This is a genomic window from Butyricimonas paravirosa (assembly GCF_032878955.1).
GTDB lineage: Bacteria > Bacteroidota > Bacteroidia > Bacteroidales > Marinifilaceae > Butyricimonas > Butyricimonas paravirosa.
In genome coordinates, this window is record NZ_CP043839.1 from 3,236,122 (window position 1) to 3,252,618 (window position 16,497).

At 46.4% G+C, this 16,497-nt stretch carries 13 protein-coding genes; 8 read left to right on the forward strand and 5 right to left on the reverse strand.

The window, feature by feature from the left end:
- Positions 1-49: 49 nt before the first annotated feature.
- Entirely contained in the window at positions 50-1,141 is a 1,092-nt protein-coding gene (locus tag F1644_RS13315) for a peroxiredoxin family protein (RefSeq protein ID WP_118303052.1), read from the forward strand.
- Positions 1,138-2,382, forward strand: coding sequence for an amidohydrolase family protein (locus F1644_RS13320; protein ID WP_118303054.1), 1,245 nt, complete (start codon positions 1,138-1,140; stop codon positions 2,380-2,382). Before F1644_RS13315 ends, F1644_RS13320 begins: the two co-directional genes overlap by 4 nt.
- A 13-nt stretch (positions 2,383-2,395) precedes the next feature.
- Here F1644_RS13320 and rnr read toward each other — a convergent pair whose 3' ends face one another.
- On the reverse strand, positions 2,396-4,714 hold the full coding sequence (rnr, locus tag F1644_RS13325; RefSeq protein ID WP_317147128.1) for a ribonuclease R: 2,319 nt from the start codon (positions 4,712-4,714) through the stop codon (positions 2,396-2,398).
- 523 nt (positions 4,715-5,237) lie between these two features.
- The gene (locus F1644_RS13330) at positions 5,238-6,134 is read right to left on the reverse strand and encodes a helix-turn-helix domain-containing protein (RefSeq protein ID WP_118303058.1); all 897 of its coding nucleotides are present in this window, start codon (positions 6,132-6,134) and stop codon (positions 5,238-5,240) included.
- A gap of 198 nt (positions 6,135-6,332) precedes the next feature.
- Here F1644_RS13330 and F1644_RS13335 point away from each other — a divergent pair, with 198 nt between their 5' ends.
- Positions 6,333-7,328 (forward strand): cyclophilin-like fold protein, encoded by a 996-nt coding sequence (locus F1644_RS13335; RefSeq protein ID WP_118303060.1) that lies wholly within the window; start codon positions 6,333-6,335, stop codon positions 7,326-7,328.
- A gap of 52 nt (positions 7,329-7,380) precedes the next feature.
- Here F1644_RS13335 and F1644_RS13340 read toward each other — a convergent pair whose 3' ends face one another.
- Both F1644_RS13340 and rnhA read right to left on the reverse strand, forming a co-directional pair.
- Positions 7,381-8,349, reverse strand: coding sequence for an NAD-dependent epimerase/dehydratase family protein (locus tag F1644_RS13340; RefSeq protein WP_118303062.1), 969 nt, complete (start codon positions 8,347-8,349; stop codon positions 7,381-7,383).
- 108 nt (positions 8,350-8,457) lie between these two features.
- Positions 8,458-8,946 carry a ribonuclease HI gene (gene rnhA, locus F1644_RS13345; RefSeq protein WP_118303064.1) on the reverse strand — a complete coding sequence of 163 codons (489 nt, stop codon included), beginning with the start codon at positions 8,944-8,946 and terminating at the stop codon, positions 8,458-8,460.
- A gap of 103 nt (positions 8,947-9,049) precedes the next feature.
- Here rnhA and F1644_RS13350 point away from each other — a divergent pair, with 103 nt between their 5' ends.
- Positions 9,050-10,945, forward strand: a complete 1,896-nt coding sequence (locus F1644_RS13350; RefSeq protein WP_158581817.1) for a TlpA family protein disulfide reductase — start codon at positions 9,050-9,052, stop codon at positions 10,943-10,945.
- Here F1644_RS13350 and F1644_RS13355 read toward each other — a convergent pair.
- Complete coding sequence (locus tag F1644_RS13355) at positions 10,942-11,379, reverse strand: N-acetyltransferase (protein ID WP_118303068.1); 438 nt, start codon at positions 11,377-11,379, stop codon at positions 10,942-10,944. The genes F1644_RS13350 and F1644_RS13355 overlap by 4 nt on opposite strands.
- Positions 11,380-11,656: 277 nt before the next feature.
- Here F1644_RS13355 and F1644_RS13360 point away from each other — a divergent pair, with 277 nt between their 5' ends.
- From F1644_RS13360 to F1644_RS13375, 4 genes are all read left to right on the forward strand, one after another.
- A complete protein-coding gene (locus F1644_RS13360) occupies positions 11,657-14,227 on the forward strand; it encodes an RNA-binding domain-containing protein (protein WP_168044462.1) in 2,571 nt (856 codons plus the stop codon).
- A gap of 68 nt (positions 14,228-14,295) precedes the next feature.
- Complete coding sequence (locus F1644_RS13365) at positions 14,296-14,571, forward strand: hypothetical protein (RefSeq protein ID WP_118303072.1); 276 nt, start codon at positions 14,296-14,298, stop codon at positions 14,569-14,571.
- Positions 14,572-14,619: 48 nt separating this feature from the next.
- The gene (locus tag F1644_RS13370) at positions 14,620-15,189 is read left to right on the forward strand and encodes an RNA polymerase sigma factor (protein ID WP_087419409.1); all 570 of its coding nucleotides are present in this window, start codon (positions 14,620-14,622) and stop codon (positions 15,187-15,189) included.
- Between the two features lie 71 nt (positions 15,190-15,260).
- Positions 15,261-16,439: a FecR family protein gene (locus F1644_RS13375; protein WP_118303074.1), complete on the forward strand. Its 1,179-nt coding sequence runs from the start codon at positions 15,261-15,263 to the stop codon at positions 16,437-16,439.
- The last annotated feature ends 58 nt before the right edge of the window (positions 16,440-16,497 follow it).

Genomic DNA, 16,497 nt, shown 5'->3' on the forward strand with positions numbered 1-16,497 from the left:
TATAAACTTGCTCTTCGGGGGGGGGGGATAATCATATAATGAAAATAGCATGAAGAAAATAATTATTGTCGGGTTATTTTTACTTGTTCTGTTCGGCTGCAAGCAAACTACAGTCCAGATTGCGGGAGAAGTTGAAAAGCAATGGAAAAGTGATAGCGTGGAAGTCACGCTTCCTAATGCCCGACGAAGAGAACGGTTGATGGTTGCTTCGATTCAGAAAGATGGGACTTTTCATCTTTCGGGTAATATTGCACCGGGTAAGCTTGTGTTTGTCAATTTCTCGAAAGATTATGTCCGGATACCGGTATATATTGAGCAAAAGCATTATACGCTTGTTGAGTCTGGGGATAAGTATTACCTTCTTTCCGAAGAATCGTCATTGCAAAATCGATACGTGGAATTCCTGAAAGAACTCGATAAATTGAATCAGGATTACGAGAAGGAGTGTCAGGGTTACGATACCATCACGGACATTCATCAGAAAGCCACCCGTTCGGAAATGCTGGATCAAAAGTTCACGAGAAAGAATGAGCTTGTGTTAGAAGGTATTCGTGAATTTGCCGGAACGGAAATTGCACAAAACCTGATACACGAAATCCTTTTTTATTGTGAGGTTGATTTTAAATTTTTTACTCAAGCAATCGAAGCTTTGGGAGATAGCATTCCGAATAGCGGGATGAAGACGAGGATTTTTGATGCTTACAATAAGTTGAAAGCAAAACAATTGATCGGACAAGCTCCGGATTTTGAATTACCGGACGTAGAAGGGCAGAAGATCCGATTGGCTGATTTCCGGGGGAAACATGTGCTTTTGGATTTTTGGGCATCTTGGTGCGCTCCTTGTCGAAAAAAGAACAAGGAATTGAACCAACAGTATCCGGAATTACGGGATGCGGGATTAGAAGTAATTTCTGTTTCTCTGGATAGTAAAAAGGCTCCTTGGCTACAGGCATTGAAGGAAGACCGGGTAGCGTGGGTGCAGTTGATTGACGAGACTGGTTTTGAACAGAGTGAAGTGCGGAAGGCTTACAAGGTGGAACAAGTTCCCACGGTTTATCTGATAGGTCCGGACGGGAATATCTTGTTGAAGAATCCGGGGGTTGAAGAGATACATGAAATCATAAGACAGAAGAGATCATGAGATTAATAGGTTGTGTTATAATATCTCTCCTGTGTTGTTTCCATGGAAATGCGCAGGAGAAGGCGATCATCCTGAAGAATGTGAATGTCGTGGATGTCGTGGAAGGAAGCATCCGCAAGGGACAGGATGTCGTGATAAAAAAGGGAATAATTCAAGCGGTTGGTAAAGGTGCCGGGACTGGCGTTTCTGGAGAGGTGAAAGATCTGACGGGAATGTACGTGATGCCGGGATTGATCGATGCACACGTGCATATCGCGAATGACCCGAAGGAATCACAGGCGGATCGGGCGAAGCATTTAGAATATTTCTTACGCCACGGGGTAACCTCTATCCGGGATGCGGCGGGAGATGCCCGGGTATTGCGAGAATTGAAGGAGGGAGTACAACAGGGGAAATACTTGGGGCCGGACATCTATTATGCGGCCTTCATGGCCGGACCGGCTTATTTTGAAGGGAATGACCGGGAGAAAAGTATGGTGGAAGGCTGGCCTGAACCTTATGCTCCTTGGATGCAGTGTATTCGTCCTGATTCCGATTTGGATAAGGCGATGGAGGATGCGAAAGAATGGGGATGCACGGGAGTAAAGATTTATGGCGGGTTTGACCGGGAAACATTGTTACCGGTCGTTCGGAAAGCCAAGGAACACGGGTTACAGGTATGGGGACATGCCACGCTTTTCCCCGCCAAACCGTGGGATGTTGCGGATGCCGGGGTACAGGTGATCTCTCATGCTTATATGTTGGAGTGGGAAGGGGTATCGGAAGAGTTGAGCGGGAATATCTTTGAGAATTACGAGAAATTTTACGACAAGATTGATCATAATAAAATATCGGTAGAACGGTTTCTACAAACCGTAAAATCAAAAGGACTTATTTTTGATCCTACTCTTTTCTTGTGTATGGAAAATAAGATGGATTGGTCTGCTCGTTTTGTGGGAAGGGCAAACCAGATCGGTGTGAAAATCTGTGCGGGTACCGATTACATCAATGATTTAAACCGTCCCTTTCCTTTTATTTTCGACGAACTTGACTTGTACGTAGAGAAATGTGGTTTTTATCCAATGGAGGCGATTTTCACGGTGACAAAAGTTGCAGCCGAGGCATTGGGAGTAGCCGATAAAGTGGGTTCCGTAGAAATCGAGAAACAAGCTGATTTGTTAGTCCTCCCCGGTAACCCGTATGATGATATTAAGGAGTTGCGGAAAATTCGGATGATAATCAAACGCGGACAGATTTTGTGATATGGAAATAAGACTATGAAAAAGTTGAGTTTTGAAACTCAACTTTTTTATTTCTTTTCTTTCCTTTTTTCTCGTTTCTTCTTGCTGGAGCATCTCCTCGCCTTCCCCGTCGGAGTTTACGTTCCGGGCGCTGGCGGCTGCCACTGGCTTTGGGAGGAACCACTTTTGCCGGGGCGGCAGTTGTGGTACTCGTACTTTCCACGAGAGCGAAATCCAGTTGACGGGCAACCAGATTAGCTTTTGCTACTTTCACGAGTACCTGATCACCTAGTTGGTACACTTTTCGGTGGTGACGCCCCACGATGCAGTAGTTTTCTTCGTCGAACTCGTAATAGTCTCCTTCCAGCTCGTTGATAGAAACAAGTCCTTCGCATTTGGTGTCATTCAGTTCCACGTAGAAACCCCATTGCGTTACACCGGAGATCGTTCCTATGAAATTCTCGCCCAGTTTGTCGCTCATGAACTCGACTTGCTTATACTTGATGGAAGCTCTCTCTGCATTGGCGGCGATTTGTTCCATGTCGGAGCAATGTTTACACATCTCCTCGTACTTCTCGGCATTGGCAGAGCGTCCGCCGTCAAGGTAACGTTGCAGTAAGCGGTGGGTCATCACGTCCGGGTACCGACGGATCGGTGACGTGAAGTGCGAATAGTAGTCGAAAGCCAGTCCGTAGTGTCCCACGTTCACCGTCGAGTAGACGGCTTTTGCCATCGTGCGAATAGCCAGCGTTTCGATCATGTTTTGTTCCGGGCGGTCCTGCACGTCTTCCATCAATTTGTTCATGGAAGAGGAGATTTGGCGAGGAGTACCTGTCCGGATGCGATAACCGAACTTGGCGATAAAGCGGCCGAAATCTTCCAGTTTCTCGGTGTTCGGTTGTTCGTGAATACGATACACGAATGTTTTGGCTTTTTGGTCTTCCTTGACTTTTCCGATTCTTTCCGCAACCTTTTTGTTGGCGAGAAGCATAAATTCTTCGATCAGTTTGTTGGCCTCTTTCGAGCGTTTGAAATACACGCCCGTGGGTTTCCCGTTCTCGTCAATATCGAAACGAACCTCGATCCGGTCAAAAGCGATGGCACCGTTCTGGAAACGGGCGGCCCGTAATTTCTGTGCCAGATCGTTAAGGGTTAATATCTCTTCTTTATAGTCACCCTCGCCGCCCTCGATCATGGCTTGGGCTTCCTCGTAAGTGAAACGGCGGTTTGACTTGATGATAGTCCGTCCGAACCATTGTTTCACTACCTCGGCTTTATCGTTCAACTCGAAAACCGCCGAGAAACAAAGTTTCTCCTCGTCGGGACGCAGCGAACACAACCCGTTGGACAGGTGTTCCGGTAGCATCGGGATCGTGCGGTCCACGAGATACACGGATGTTGCACGGGAGTAAGCTTCCTTGTCCAGCACCGAATCCGGGGTTACGTAGAAACTGACATCCGCGATATGCACGCCGACCTCGTAATTCCCGTTTTTCATTTTTTGGAGCGAGAGGGCATCGTCAAAGTCCTTGGCGTCTTTCGGGTCGATCGTGAACGTCGTGACTTCCCGGAAGTCTCTCCGGTTCTTGATCTCCTCTGCCGGGATGGCATCCTTTATTCTCTTTGCGGCTTTTTCCACGTTTGTCGGGAATTGCACGGGCAGTTCGTATTCCGCCATGATGGCATTCATTTCCGTGTCGTTATCTCCCGGTGTTCCGAGAACTTCCAGCACTTTACCCACGGGGTTCTTCTGGTTCTCCGGCCACTCGGTGATCTTGACGATGGCTTTTTCTCCATCCTTGGCCCCGTTCAAGTCGTTCAAGGGGATAAATATATCGTAGGGTAACTGTTTGCCCGTGGGAACGAGAAAGGCGTATTGTTTGGAGCATTGTATGATGCCCACGAATGTCTCTTTCTTGCGTTCGAGGATTTCCACCACTTCCCCTTCGGGGCGTCTTTTGGAACTCCGGGCGTAGAGCAACACTTTTACCTTGTCGCCGTTTAAGGCGTGGTTCAAGCCAACCTGGGGGATGAAAACGTCTTCCTGGCAATCATCCGAGATCAAGTAGGCGGTACCTTTGGCCGTCAAGTCAATAATTCCGGTAACGTAAATGGTATTTACCTTGAATTTGAATACCCCGGTTGATTCTTCCGTGAGCATATTGTCATTTTTCATCTCGTAAAGAACGGTCATGATCAATTGCTTGGCATTCATGTTCTTGATGCCTAGTCTTTGGGCTAGTTGCTTGTAATTGAAGTTTTGATCGGGGTTACCGGAAAATATATCGTATAATAATCGGTGTAATTCTTTTTTACCGATGTCTCTCTTGCTTTTTTTCTCTTTCTTTGGCATAATCTAAATCGTAAAATATCGGGTATGGGCGATAAAAGAACGCCTGTCCCTCTTAAATAAAGTTACTAATGTACTGTTTTATTTTCGTATTTTTATATATAAAGTTTCAAAATCTCCGTTTTTCTTTCTTGAGAGATGTTTAGACAACTTGAATTGCTTGTCGGGGAGAATGTTTTAGCTTTCTTCCAAATAATCGTTTTTGATGTTGTTAGTTGTATGATTTTTAAGTGGTTATTTATGCCCTTGTTAATAACGATTTGTGAAATTATACATGAGCAATAGCTGATCACTTTCGTGTAAAGCGCTATTAGAACGCTATTAAAACGCTATTAAAGCGCTATATTAAATAGCGTTTTAATAGAATTTTAATAGTGTGATTATAATTTTTTATCCGGAAGTGATCATCAAGTGATCTATTATACTTGATGTAATGATTATGAAATAAGGGACTTAAAAGGTTTGTCGTGGGGAGAACGACTCGATGGGTACCCGTTTTGTATTTACGGGATACCCATTTTTTTTATCAATTCTGGGCTCGGAATTCGTTGGGGGTGCATCCGGCCACCCGTTTGAACATCCGGCTTAAATGCTGGGGATATTGGAATCCCAGATCGTAGGCGATTTCGCTCATCGTTTTGTCCGAGGAGAGTAGGTTTTCCTTGGCACGTTCGATGACCTTGGTCTGGATGTATTCCGAGGCTGTTTTCCCGGTTTGTTTGCGGATCATGTCGCCAAAATAATTCGGGGAAAGAAAGACCTTGTCTGCGAAGTATTTGACCGAGGGTAAGCCTTCTTGTTGCGGCATCGAGCCATCGAAATACTCATCCAGCAAACGTTCGAACCGGACGATGATGTCGTTATTTTGCTGGTTGCGGGTAATGAATTGTCGGTCATAGAAACGGAGGCAGTAGTCCAATAGTACTCCAATATTTGCCGTGATCAGCCGTCGGCTGTGTTTATCAATGGCGTGTTCCAATTCTGCCTGTATTTTATTCAGGCAATCCATGATCGTTTGGCGTTCTTCCTCGGAGAGGTGTAGGGCTTCATTTACCTCGTAGGAGAAAAACGTGTAGTTACGAATCTCTTGTCCGAGTGCCGTACCCCGGATGAGGTCCGGATGAAACAGTAGCCCGTGGGCCATGGGGCGAACTCCGGGAGCCATGTCAATCCCGGTGATCTGTCCCGGGCCGAAACTGACGATGGTGCCGTCTTGATAGTCATAGAACTGCCGTCCGTAGCGAATGTCGCCACATTTGATGTCTTTTAGGAAAAGGGCGTAGATGCCGTAGTTAAAAATTGCCTGTGTGGGCCATTGGGTGGATTGTGATAAATCGACGACGCTGACTAACGGGTGGCGAGTTTCCAATCCGAAGAGTTTGTTGTAGTCGTCCACGTTGTTTATTTTCAGTATCTCTTCCATGTTGTTCGTTATTAGCTACTCACAAAAATAAGATATTTTATCGGAAAAATAATCGGTGTGTTTTCAAGTTCCGTAATTCAGGTATAAACTTCTGTAAATCGTATACAGGCGGGCCGCTTTTCCCGATCTACATTTGTATCAATGTAAAACGTATGATTGAAAAGACTACGATTATTAATTTGAATAAAAAGTGGAGATATGAAAAAGTTATTATTTATTCCGTTCATATTGTTGGTCCTGGTGTCCATGGCAGCGTGTGGCAGTTCGGGGGATGATTCGTTTGTACCGGACGAGGAACCCGGTATGTCCGTGGATTCGGTCGGTAATGGTCGATATTTGGTTCTTTATAGTTCCCGTTCCGGGAACACGGAAAAAGTGGCCCGTCAGATTAGCACGATACTTCATTGTGATATATTGGAAGTGGAACCCGTGACGGCTTACGAGGAGGATTATAATGCCATGCTTGACCGGGCAAGCGAAGAGCTGGCGGCTATCGATAGGGGGAATTACCCGGCTATCGCGACGTCCGTGGATGGCTTTGACAAGTATGATCTTATTTTTATCGGTTACCCAATCTGGTATGGTCGTATGGCCACGCCGATGCAGGCTTTCCTGCATGAACACGCTTCCAAGTTGGAGGGGAAACGGGTTGCCCTGTTTGCCACGAGTGGGAGTAGCGGAATATCGACTTCCGCGAATGAGGCCCGGGGGTTTTGCCCGCAAGCAACTTTTACAGAGACTTTGTTGCTGACGTCAAGCGGGCTTGCCCAGATGGAGAGCCGGGTGGCAACGTGGCTTGAAGGGTTGGGTGCTAACCGGGAAGAAGAGGAGGATGAGGTGAGTTCGCTGAAAGTGAAAATTACGGTTGGGGAACGGACGGTGACGGCGACAATGGAGGATAACGTGACGGCGAAGGCATTTCTGGCTCGCTTGCCGTTGGAGGTGGAGTTGAGCGATTACGCCGGGGCGGAGAAAATTTTCTATCCTTCACCGAAGTTGTCTACCGAGGGGGCTCCCCGGGGAGGTAATCCCACGGCGGGAAGTATTATGCTCTACGAACCGTGGGGGAACGTGGCGATTTTCTATAAGAGTGGCTCGGCTAGTAATAGTCTCATCCCGATGGGACGGGTTGACGGGGATGGGATCGAGGTCTTCCGGGAGTCTGGTTCCCTAAGGGTGAAATTTGAAAGGTGATGAATAAAAGTATTAAAAAAGCAGCCTTTATTGGGCTGCTTTTTTAATACTTTTATTTGATCAATCCTTTGTCGAATTTTTCTTTCACCTTGATCAACATATCGTTTGTCATGCTGGTAAGGTCGAATTTCGGAGCCCAGCCCCATTCTTCGCGGGCGCAAGTGTCGTCCATGCTGTTTGGCCAGCTGTTGGCGATGGCTTGTTTCACCGGATCAATCTGGTAATCCATCTTGAAGTCGGGGAGGTGTTTGCGAATTTCGGCAGCGATTTGTTCCGGCTCGAAACTCATGGACGCAATGTTGAAACTATTCCGGTGTTTTAATTTACTGGGATCAGCTTCCATTAATTGTACAACGGCGTTCAAGGCATCCGGCATGTACATCATGTCCATGTAGGTTCCCTCTTTCACGTTACAGGTGAATGAACCTTTGCGGATGGCGTCGTAGTAGATCTCTACGGCATAATCCGTGGTTCCGCCACCGGGGAGAGTCACGTATGAAATCAATCCCGGGAAACGCACGCTACGGGTGTCAACACCAAAACGGTTGAAGTAGTAGTCGCTTAAAAGCTCGCCTGTTACCTTGCAAACCCCGTAAATCGTGGTGTTGGAACGTTGCAGCGTGTCTTGGGGAGTTTTGTCTTTTGGGGTATCGTTCCCGAAAGCCCCGATAGAACTTGGCGTGAACACGGCACAATTGTTATCCTTGGCAATGTACAGAGAGTTGGTTAAAGCACCAATATTGATATCCCAGGCTAATTTGGGGTTCTTTTCTCCCGTGGCTGACAACAAGGCAACCAGGTTGAAAATGGTGTCAATATTGTATTTTTTCACGATGGCACTGAAACCTTCCCCGTCAAGAGCGTTCAATTCTTCGAATGGACCTGCTTCTGCCAATGCTTTACATTTTTCAGCACTAATATCAGCTGCCACTACATTGCTGTTTCCATAAATGGATCTCAAATGGGGTACCAGTTCGGAACCGATTTGTCCCCCTGCACCAACGATTAATATTTTTTTCATCTCTATAAGTTTTTGTGATGAATGATGTTACTTTTTCTAGTTTTAGATTGTAGCGCGAAAATAGTTATTTTAGAATCTCCTTGACTAACAATTGACAATTTTTTTTGCCTATTCACTAAAAAGTTGTTCGTCAGAACTCTGTTCTGCTTCATAATATTCATCGATTTGCAGGTTCGGGGCTTTATAGGCGGCCACGGCGAGCTGGTCACAACGTTCGTTTTCCGGGACATTGGCGTGTCCTTTTACCCAGATGAATTTCACGCGGTGTTTGCGATAAAGGGCGAGGAATTGTCGCCAGAGGTCTGGGTTCTTTTTTTTCTTGAACCCGGTCTTTTCCCAACCGAATACCCAACCTTTTTCAACGGCATCGACCACGTATTTCGAGTCGGAGTAGATGGTCACGTTGCTCCCTTCGAAGCGCAGGGCGGCAAGCCCGATGATGACGGCGAGCAATTCCATACGGTTGTTCGTGGTCCGGCGGAAACCTTCCGACAGCTCTTTACGATGCGGTCCGGCCATAAGTACGACCCCGTAGCCTCCCGGTCCGGGGTTACCGCTGGCGGCTCCGTCTGTGTATATCGTGATATTATGTGACATGTATTCGTTTTTATGCCGTAAAAGTAAGCATTTTGTTAAAATATTTGTATATTTATGTCGAGGAAACAACAGGCCTTTGTGTGGACCTGATAAAATAGCAAATATGATAAAATTAAGTCGAATTGTCTTGATGTTCCTGTTCGTGGGCATTCTCGTCGCTTGCCAACCGAGGGAACGGGTGATTGATTACCCGGCCTTTCAGGCTAAAAATTCTGCATCACTTGAGATCTCCCGTATTGTTTTGAATGACACGGCTACTATTATTTATGCCGATGTCGAGCAATTTCCCGGTGGCTGGGCCCGGGTGGATTCCGGGATCTATATTTTGGCGAACGGGCAAAAGTATCTTGCCTTGAAGTCGGAAGGATTGAAGTTGAGCGAGAAATTCGAGATGCGTGATACCGGGTTGCTCTCGTTCAAGTTGTTTTTCCCGCCGCTCCCGAGAGGGGTGAATTCGATCGATTTGATCGAGAGCCGGATGAATCTGGGGGGCTGGCATGTTTGGGGATTGAATTTGAATCCTGATGTTGAAGTGGCTGCCATGGCTGTCCCGTCGGACGTGTCTGCCCGGGACTGGAAGGAAGCTACCACGTTACCACCGGCTGAGTTGAAGACGGGGAAAACGAGGGTGAAGGTGCGTTTATGCGGTTATCGTGATTTGATGGACGGGCGAGATGTCGAGCTTTTCGTGAGCGATATGTTTAGCCCCGGGAAGGAGTTGTCGAAGAGGATTGATAAAGATCATAGCTGTACGTTTGAGTTTGATCAATATTCCACGACGTGGGTCTATTTGAGTAACACGCTCTTCCACACGATGATCGTGCTTGATCCGGGGGATGACGTGGAGGTGTATGTCGATTTGGAAGAGGCTACCCGAAGGGCTTCCCGCTATCAGAAAGACCGGATGAAGGCGCATCGTTTGGCTTACGTGGTCGGGGAAAGTCGATTTATCCCCTTGAATTACGCGTTACAGGATGAGTACGAGGATGGATTTTCCATGTATTCTTTCTATGAGGATATAAACGGGATGAATGCCGACGAGTATATCGCGTACGTGATGAAGCTTTACCGGGCCGAGATGGAGCGTTTGGCGAATGACAAGGCGCTGCCGGACGGGGTACGGAAATACCGGGAGATCGGGGTGAAAGGTTTTGTGATGAGGCTGGTTTGTTCCGGGGAGTCTAATTTGGAAACGGCTTACCGGGAGGCGAATCATATCGGGTGGGATCAACGGGAGATCGATTTCAAGGCCCCGGAGTTCACGGATAAGCATTTTGCGGTGTTGAAGGATTTGGATGTGAACCGGTTGGATATGTTGTACGCTCGTGATTTTCCGTATTGTTTTGATATTGTTGGTTACCGGATTCCCTCGTTGAATCGGTTGGAAAAGATACTGGGGAACCAAGAAGGATTTTTAATTGATTATTTCAAATTGCAGGGTATTTACGAGCAATTGGAAAATATGAAATCCTTAACGAAAGAGCAACAGCGGAACTTGGCATCTATCAACCCCTATTACGCGAAGGCTTTTGAACAGATGAAGCTGCAGATTGACGCGAAAGTTGCGGAAAGTAAGGTGAAAGCGGGAAAACGAATCCGGGAGGTTCCGTCGGTATCCGAGAAAAAGCTATTCGATGCTATTATGGCCCGGTATAAGGGGAAAGTGGTGATGGTGGACTTGTGGGCCACGTGGTGCGGACCTTGCCGGGGGGCGATTGCCTCTTTTGAACCCAGGAAGAATAAGTTCAAGGATAAGGATGTTGTTTTCGTGTATATCACGAACGAATCTTCCCCGGAATCCAAATGGTTGGAGATGGTGGCAGGAATCGAGGGGGAGCATTATCGTTTGAATCGTAAACAATGGGATTATATATGTGATTATTTCGGCGTGGACGGGATTCCCTCGTATGTTATTGTCGATCGGGACGGGAATGCCCGGTTGAGAAATGATTTGAGGGGATCGGGGATGTTGGAACAGGAATTGTCGGGGATGCTTTAAGCGTCTTGTTGATATTTCATCGTGAACTCTTGCCGGCCGGTTTGTTCGTCGGTTTGTTCACGTGTGATCGTAAAGCCTTGGCGTTTGTAGAATGTCAAGGCTTGCGTGTTTTCCGCGTAAACATTTAATTCCAATTCGGGGTGTTGTAACTTGATACGAGTCATAAGGGAATGTCCGATTCCTTGGCCTTGTCGGTCAGGAGAGACGAAAAGGGCGGCGATGTAGTTGCCGATTAAGGAGATAAATCCCGTGATCTCGTTTGTGTGTTCGTCTTCATTGACGAGGGTTTGGCTTTGTGGCAGGTACTTGTTATGCATATCCGGAACTTTGTTTTCCCAGTAGGAACGGGGAATGAAGGAGTGGGCGATGGCGGATGCTTCCAGCCATATCCGGATGACAGAGTCTTCGTCTTGTTGTTGGAAGTAGCGGATCATGGTTTTGTATGTTTTTGTGTTTATGTTGATGTGGGCGAATGTAGCAAAAAATAGGCGAGATTGAAAATGTTTTTTATGAAGAGGAATAAATGTTGGAAGAGAGGGTGATAAAATTGTAATAGCCTGAAGTGCTGATTTTCAGAAAAAAGTTGTTACTTTTGTATGGTTGCGATTCATTGGAGAAGGGATGGAGACATTGATTTTTTGTCATGAGGTGCGGCGCTTTACCAAAAAGTGTATGTTTAAATATTTTTTGCATTAAATAAAAATAAGAATAATGGATTTTGTATCTCCTGAACACTTGTTCGAGGAACTTCCTCTCACGAAAGAAGAGGCGAGTATTCTTGACGAGTATATTTGCGATTATGATTTCACGGTTGTTGGAAAACAAGGGCCGGAGTGGATATTTTCTTTCTTGGGTGTTGTTCGTGCGGAGTTAGGGGGAGAGGAAATGATCTTGGAAGATTATGATCTTCTGAATGATATTTTTATTCGTATATTGGAATGGATGCTTGAGGGGTCCGATTATTTGAAATGTTTTGAAGGGGTCAAGTTGAATGATGCCCGAATGCAAGTGGAACGTTATCTGGATGAGGCTATTGCCAGTAGAGAGGCGATCCGGTTGATTGATGCAGAGGAAGAAGGGGAGTATATTACTTCGAAGTTAGAGAAATTGATGGTGTCGGGTTACCTGTACAAGAAATCGCTCGTGTGGATAACGCTACTGACGATCGTTCGGTTTAGTCCGAGGTTGCATTTATTGCCGGCACGGGGACTCGTTTTACTGGTGTATAACACGTTGAATAAACCTAATCCAAGGGTGATGGAACGTTTTAACGAACGGGTAGCTCTTGTGAGAGAACAGGATGATGCGCTGTGTTTTGAGGGACATTCCCGGGATCAGATTCAGGAGGCTGTTTGGATTCTTGGGGCCCGGATTTTGTTGGGGGATCCCGTGCAGGAAGAACTGGCAAGCTTGCGTTCCATGTTTTTCAGATACTTGTATGTGTTACAGGATAAGGAAGATGAAGTGATTCGGAAGAATGCGTTTAATTCTTTATTGTTTAACCAGAAGAATGCCGTGTTCACGTGGGAGGAGTTGTTAAAGTTCTCCATTCCTGTCCTGATGGAATCTATTACAGAAAAGACGGTTGATGCGATTAGAAATTGTCAGGGGCGTCTGTACGAGGGACACGGGCAATTATTAGTGGAAACGAAAGCAATCACGCTTGCCGCTCCGGTTTCTTTAAAGTTTGACACGCTGATGGAGATTGACGGTGTCGCTTTGAAACTCGGGTACAGTAAGAAAAAGTTGAGTTTTGAAGAAGGGTTGGTGGGGACAACCCAAGCGTGGAGAAGTATCCTCGCTGACTTTTCGGATGAGTTGAGAAAGAGCGTGATTCATAAAAAGCGGCCGCCCGTGGGGGCTGTCGTGAATATACGGGTAAAGCTGGTGCATAATTTTAAACCCACGTTGGCTTTCGTTACGATCGTGGACCTGCGGTATGATGGACAGGGCATTTTGCATGTCAGCCAAGTGACACGGGCAAGGTTGGATAGTTTAAAAGATATTCTTCATCCCGGGGATATTATGACAGCGACGGTGGTGGAGTCGGAGGATGATCGCTTGCAGTTCTCGATCTGGGAGGAACTGAATCAAGTGGCCGTGGAGCATTTGCGGGTAGGGGATCAGTGCAACGCCTTACTCCTGAGTGAGAAGAATGGTTTCCTGACATGGTTGTCTGAAAGTGGTTTCTTGGTTTCGACTCCTCTTGCTGAAGGGGTGAGTGAGGAGAGAGGGGGGTATTATCTTTTGGAGGTTACCGATGTTCCCCCGGTAGGGAGGATCAAAGGAAAGATTCTAGGTGCCACAAAGGAACGATTTGACCGGCACGAGGCGGTTGCTAATCTGGTTTACAGTTATATAGAAGAGTGCAAGAAATATAAAAACGGGGATGGACAGGGGAAGTTTAACACGGGGAAGATCGAGCGTTCTATCGGGGTTTCAGGTAAGTACGTGAAGGAGTTGATCCGGCTGTTGCAGCTTTACCTGACGCAAGAGGTTTGTTTGGAGAATCTGAATTTACTTTATTTTATTCGCTTATTGGCTCACGTGTTAGGAGATTATCGCTTGAAAGGGTATTATGATTGCCTGATCAATCATTTGATCGTGAAGTATGAATTTATAGAGGGACGTTTAGAAACACTGGATCTGGGCGCACTGGAGAAGGACTTCCGGGCTTACCCGGCGTTGGAACCTTTGTGGGCGGTGATCCGGATGCTGGCATCCTACGGGGATCGTTCTTTCGCGGGGGATTTGGAACGTCTTTCTCATTCTGAGGATGATTACGTGGCTAAAGTGGCCGAATCTATATTGGCTAAGGAGGGGCAGGGAAATCTTACGGAAGAATCCCGTTGGAGGGAAGATGAGTTATTGGAATTGTTGTCTTTGAAGGGGAAGGAGGATACCATAGTCGGGAACATGAAAGAAAAGCAAACGTTTAAGAATTCACTGGTCTATCCGGTGGGGGCGAGACATGTGGACGTGGAGGCTCAGCTGGATTCGATCATGCAGGATATGTGCAGTTTTTTGAATGGACAGGGGGGAACCGTGTATATCGGGATGAGTGATAAAGGGGTGCCTGTGGGGATTCAGGCGGATTTGGATTACTTGTGTTGTAATTTGGATAAGTATGAGTTGTTCCTTCATCAAAGGATAAAGGAGGCTTTCGGGGAAGAAGTGGACCGGACAATTCAGATTGAAAGGAAACAATTCGGAGATAAGGTGGTGGAGGCTCTCGTGGTTCCGCATTTCGACCGGGTGGTGGAGTATCATTCGGAGAATTGAAAGGCCGTTAGAGGTGAAAGTCGGTTTCAAGAGTTTTGGAGGGGATTGTAACATGAATAATTGGGATTATGGAATGGAATCGAGTGGGTAGCGTGATATGCCTGTTAGGTGGAATCATACTTGTTTTTGGTGGGGTTTATATGATCTTGACGGGACAGACGTCTGGGGGATATACTTCCGGGTCAATGGGGAATGTCCAGTATGGCACGATGGATGGGTACGGGGTGTTGTTCGTGGGAGGAGGAATGCTTGCAACTGCTCTTGTTTGTTATTTGAGCTATAAGAATCAGATTAAGAAAAAGAAGAAGAAAAAAAGAAAAGGTGGTTCGAAGAAGAAATTATAACCAATACTAAATATTTTTCATATATTTGTTTTTAAGTAGCACATTTATATGGAGCTTGGTGATGGATATACGAAATTAGTTTACGGGGTAAATCGTAAAGACGAAAAAGCGTGGCAAGAGTTGTTCGACTCTTACTATGAAAGTTTGTGTCATCATGCGGCTCGAATTTTATTGGATGATCACGTGGCGGAGGATGTCGTGCAGGAGGTGTTCGTGAACTTGTGGAACGGAACAGCTGTTTTCGAGAACGAGAAGGCTTTGACGGTTTATTTGTATCGTTCGGTGACGAACAACGCGTTGAAATATTTGCGGGACCGGAACACGGAAGAGGCCCGGTTGAGGTTGTGGAGTGAGGTGGAACGGGAGATGTCCGAAGAGGATTTTTCGAGCGTGGTGCGGGAAGAGGTGTTGCGCAAGTTGAGGGAGTTGATCGATTTATTACCGGGAGAACGTCGGAAAGTGATCTTGATGAGCATGGATGGGATGAGCGGGGAGGAGATTGCGGCGAAGTTGGGCGTGACGATTCATACGGTTAAACAACAAAAATATCTAGCCTATAAATTTATAAAACAGGAACTTGGCAAGTACTGGATCGTGGCCATGTTATTTTTTCTGTAAAAAAATCATTTTTCTTTTTATACTTTTTCGTTTTTTTGGATTTGATAAATGAATCCAATATAAAAAGTGTAATGAAACGTCACGGTCATACTATATTTGAGGTTGTTCAACAAGTGGTTCGAAACTTTTTCAACGAGGAAGATGAAGAGACGAAAAAGGAGTTTCAGCAATTGATGCGAGAACCGGGCTTGTTGAATAATGCTTCCGGGCTGGAAGACAAAAAACAGCTTGTGTCTTGGCTGAAGGAGCCTTCTCGTTTTTCTTCGAAGGATGGGTACAAGAAATTTCAGACATACGTGAGACGGGGACGGAAAGTCCGGGTGATACGGAAGGTGGGGATTGCTGCCTCATTTTTACTGGCTCTTGTTCTAGGAGGGACAGCTTACTGGTTGAATGTACATTGGGAAAAACGGAATCACGTGGAGTTAGTTGAAGAGATACAGCCCATCATGTCAAAGGGATATATTATGCTGGACGATGGGACCCGGATTGATTTGGGAGAGGATAAAGGAGAGGTTCGGGAGGCGGATGGGATAAAGATTACCCGGGATTCCGTGAAGGTGGTGTATGCCTCGGAAAATGTAACGCCAACGGATAGAATTGCTTATAACGAGTTGAATGTCCCGCGGGGAGGGGAGTATATGTTGGTGCTGACGGATGGAACGAAAGTGTGGGTGAATGCTGATTCCCGGTTGAAGTTCCCGGTACGTTTTCGAGAGGATCGCCGGGAGGTGTATCTGTTGTCGGGGGAGGCTTATTTTGAGGTGGAGAGAGATGCATCGAAACCTTTTCTAGTGCATACATCCCGGGGATGCGTGACGGTGTTGGGGACGGAATTTAATGTGCGTGATTACCCGGAAGAGCATCGGGTGGTGACCACGCTGGTAAATGGTTCCGTGCAGTTCACGGGGAAGGATAAAAAGAAGGTTGTACTGGAACCGGGGTTTCAGGTTATCGCTGATTCTTTGACTGGGACGTGGGATGTGCGGGAAGTGAATCTGAAAGAGTACGTGGGATGGCGTAACGGGCTTTACGTGTTTAGTCATTTGACGCTGGAGGAATTGATGAGGGTGATCGAGCGGAATTATGACGTGACGGTCTTCTTCGCGAACGAAGAGTGTAAGCGACTGGTTTTTTCGGGAGATTTACAGAAGTACGAGACGGTCGAGCATTTTTTGAGATTTATAGAGACGGGCGGGGATGTTCGCTTTGTGGTGAAGGAGCGTACGATTACTGTGTATAAAAAATAAGACAGGGTTGCCCTGGTCCGGCAACCCCGTCTAAGTTGTTATAATTATCTATAATTAA

Excerpts from the sequence above, each read along its gene's own strand:
- F1644_RS13360 (WP_168044462.1), top strand. The coding sequence starts at position 11,657 with ATGGATTTTGTATCTCCTGAACACTTGTTCGAGGAACTTCCTCTCACG.
- F1644_RS13350 (WP_158581817.1), top strand. The coding sequence starts at position 9,050 with ATGATAAAATTAAGTCGAATTGTCTTGATGTTCCTGTTCGTGGGCATT.
- F1644_RS13340 (WP_118303062.1), bottom strand. The coding sequence starts at position 8,349 with ATGAAAAAAATATTAATCGTTGGTGCAGGGGGACAAATCGGTTCCGAA.
- rnhA (WP_118303064.1), bottom strand. The coding sequence starts at position 8,946 with ATGTCACATAATATCACGATATACACAGACGGAGCCGCCAGCGGTAAC.
- F1644_RS13330 (WP_118303058.1), bottom strand. The coding sequence starts at position 6,134 with ATGGAAGAGATACTGAAAATAAACAACGTGGACGACTACAACAAACTC.
- F1644_RS13375 (WP_118303074.1), top strand. The coding sequence starts at position 15,261 with ATGAAACGTCACGGTCATACTATATTTGAGGTTGTTCAACAAGTGGTT.
- F1644_RS13365 (WP_118303072.1), top strand. The coding sequence starts at position 14,296 with ATGGAATGGAATCGAGTGGGTAGCGTGATATGCCTGTTAGGTGGAATC.
- F1644_RS13355 (WP_118303068.1), bottom strand. The coding sequence starts at position 11,379 with ATGATCCGCTACTTCCAACAACAAGACGAAGACTCTGTCATCCGGATA.
- F1644_RS13335 (WP_118303060.1), top strand. The coding sequence starts at position 6,333 with ATGAAAAAGTTATTATTTATTCCGTTCATATTGTTGGTCCTGGTGTCC.
- rnr (WP_317147128.1), bottom strand. The coding sequence starts at position 4,714 with ATGCCAAAGAAAGAGAAAAAAAGCAAGAGAGACATCGGTAAAAAAGAA.
- F1644_RS13315 (WP_118303052.1), top strand. The coding sequence starts at position 50 with ATGAAGAAAATAATTATTGTCGGGTTATTTTTACTTGTTCTGTTCGGC.
- F1644_RS13370 (WP_087419409.1), top strand. The coding sequence starts at position 14,620 with ATGGAGCTTGGTGATGGATATACGAAATTAGTTTACGGGGTAAATCGT.
- F1644_RS13320 (WP_118303054.1), top strand. The coding sequence starts at position 1,138 with ATGAGATTAATAGGTTGTGTTATAATATCTCTCCTGTGTTGTTTCCAT.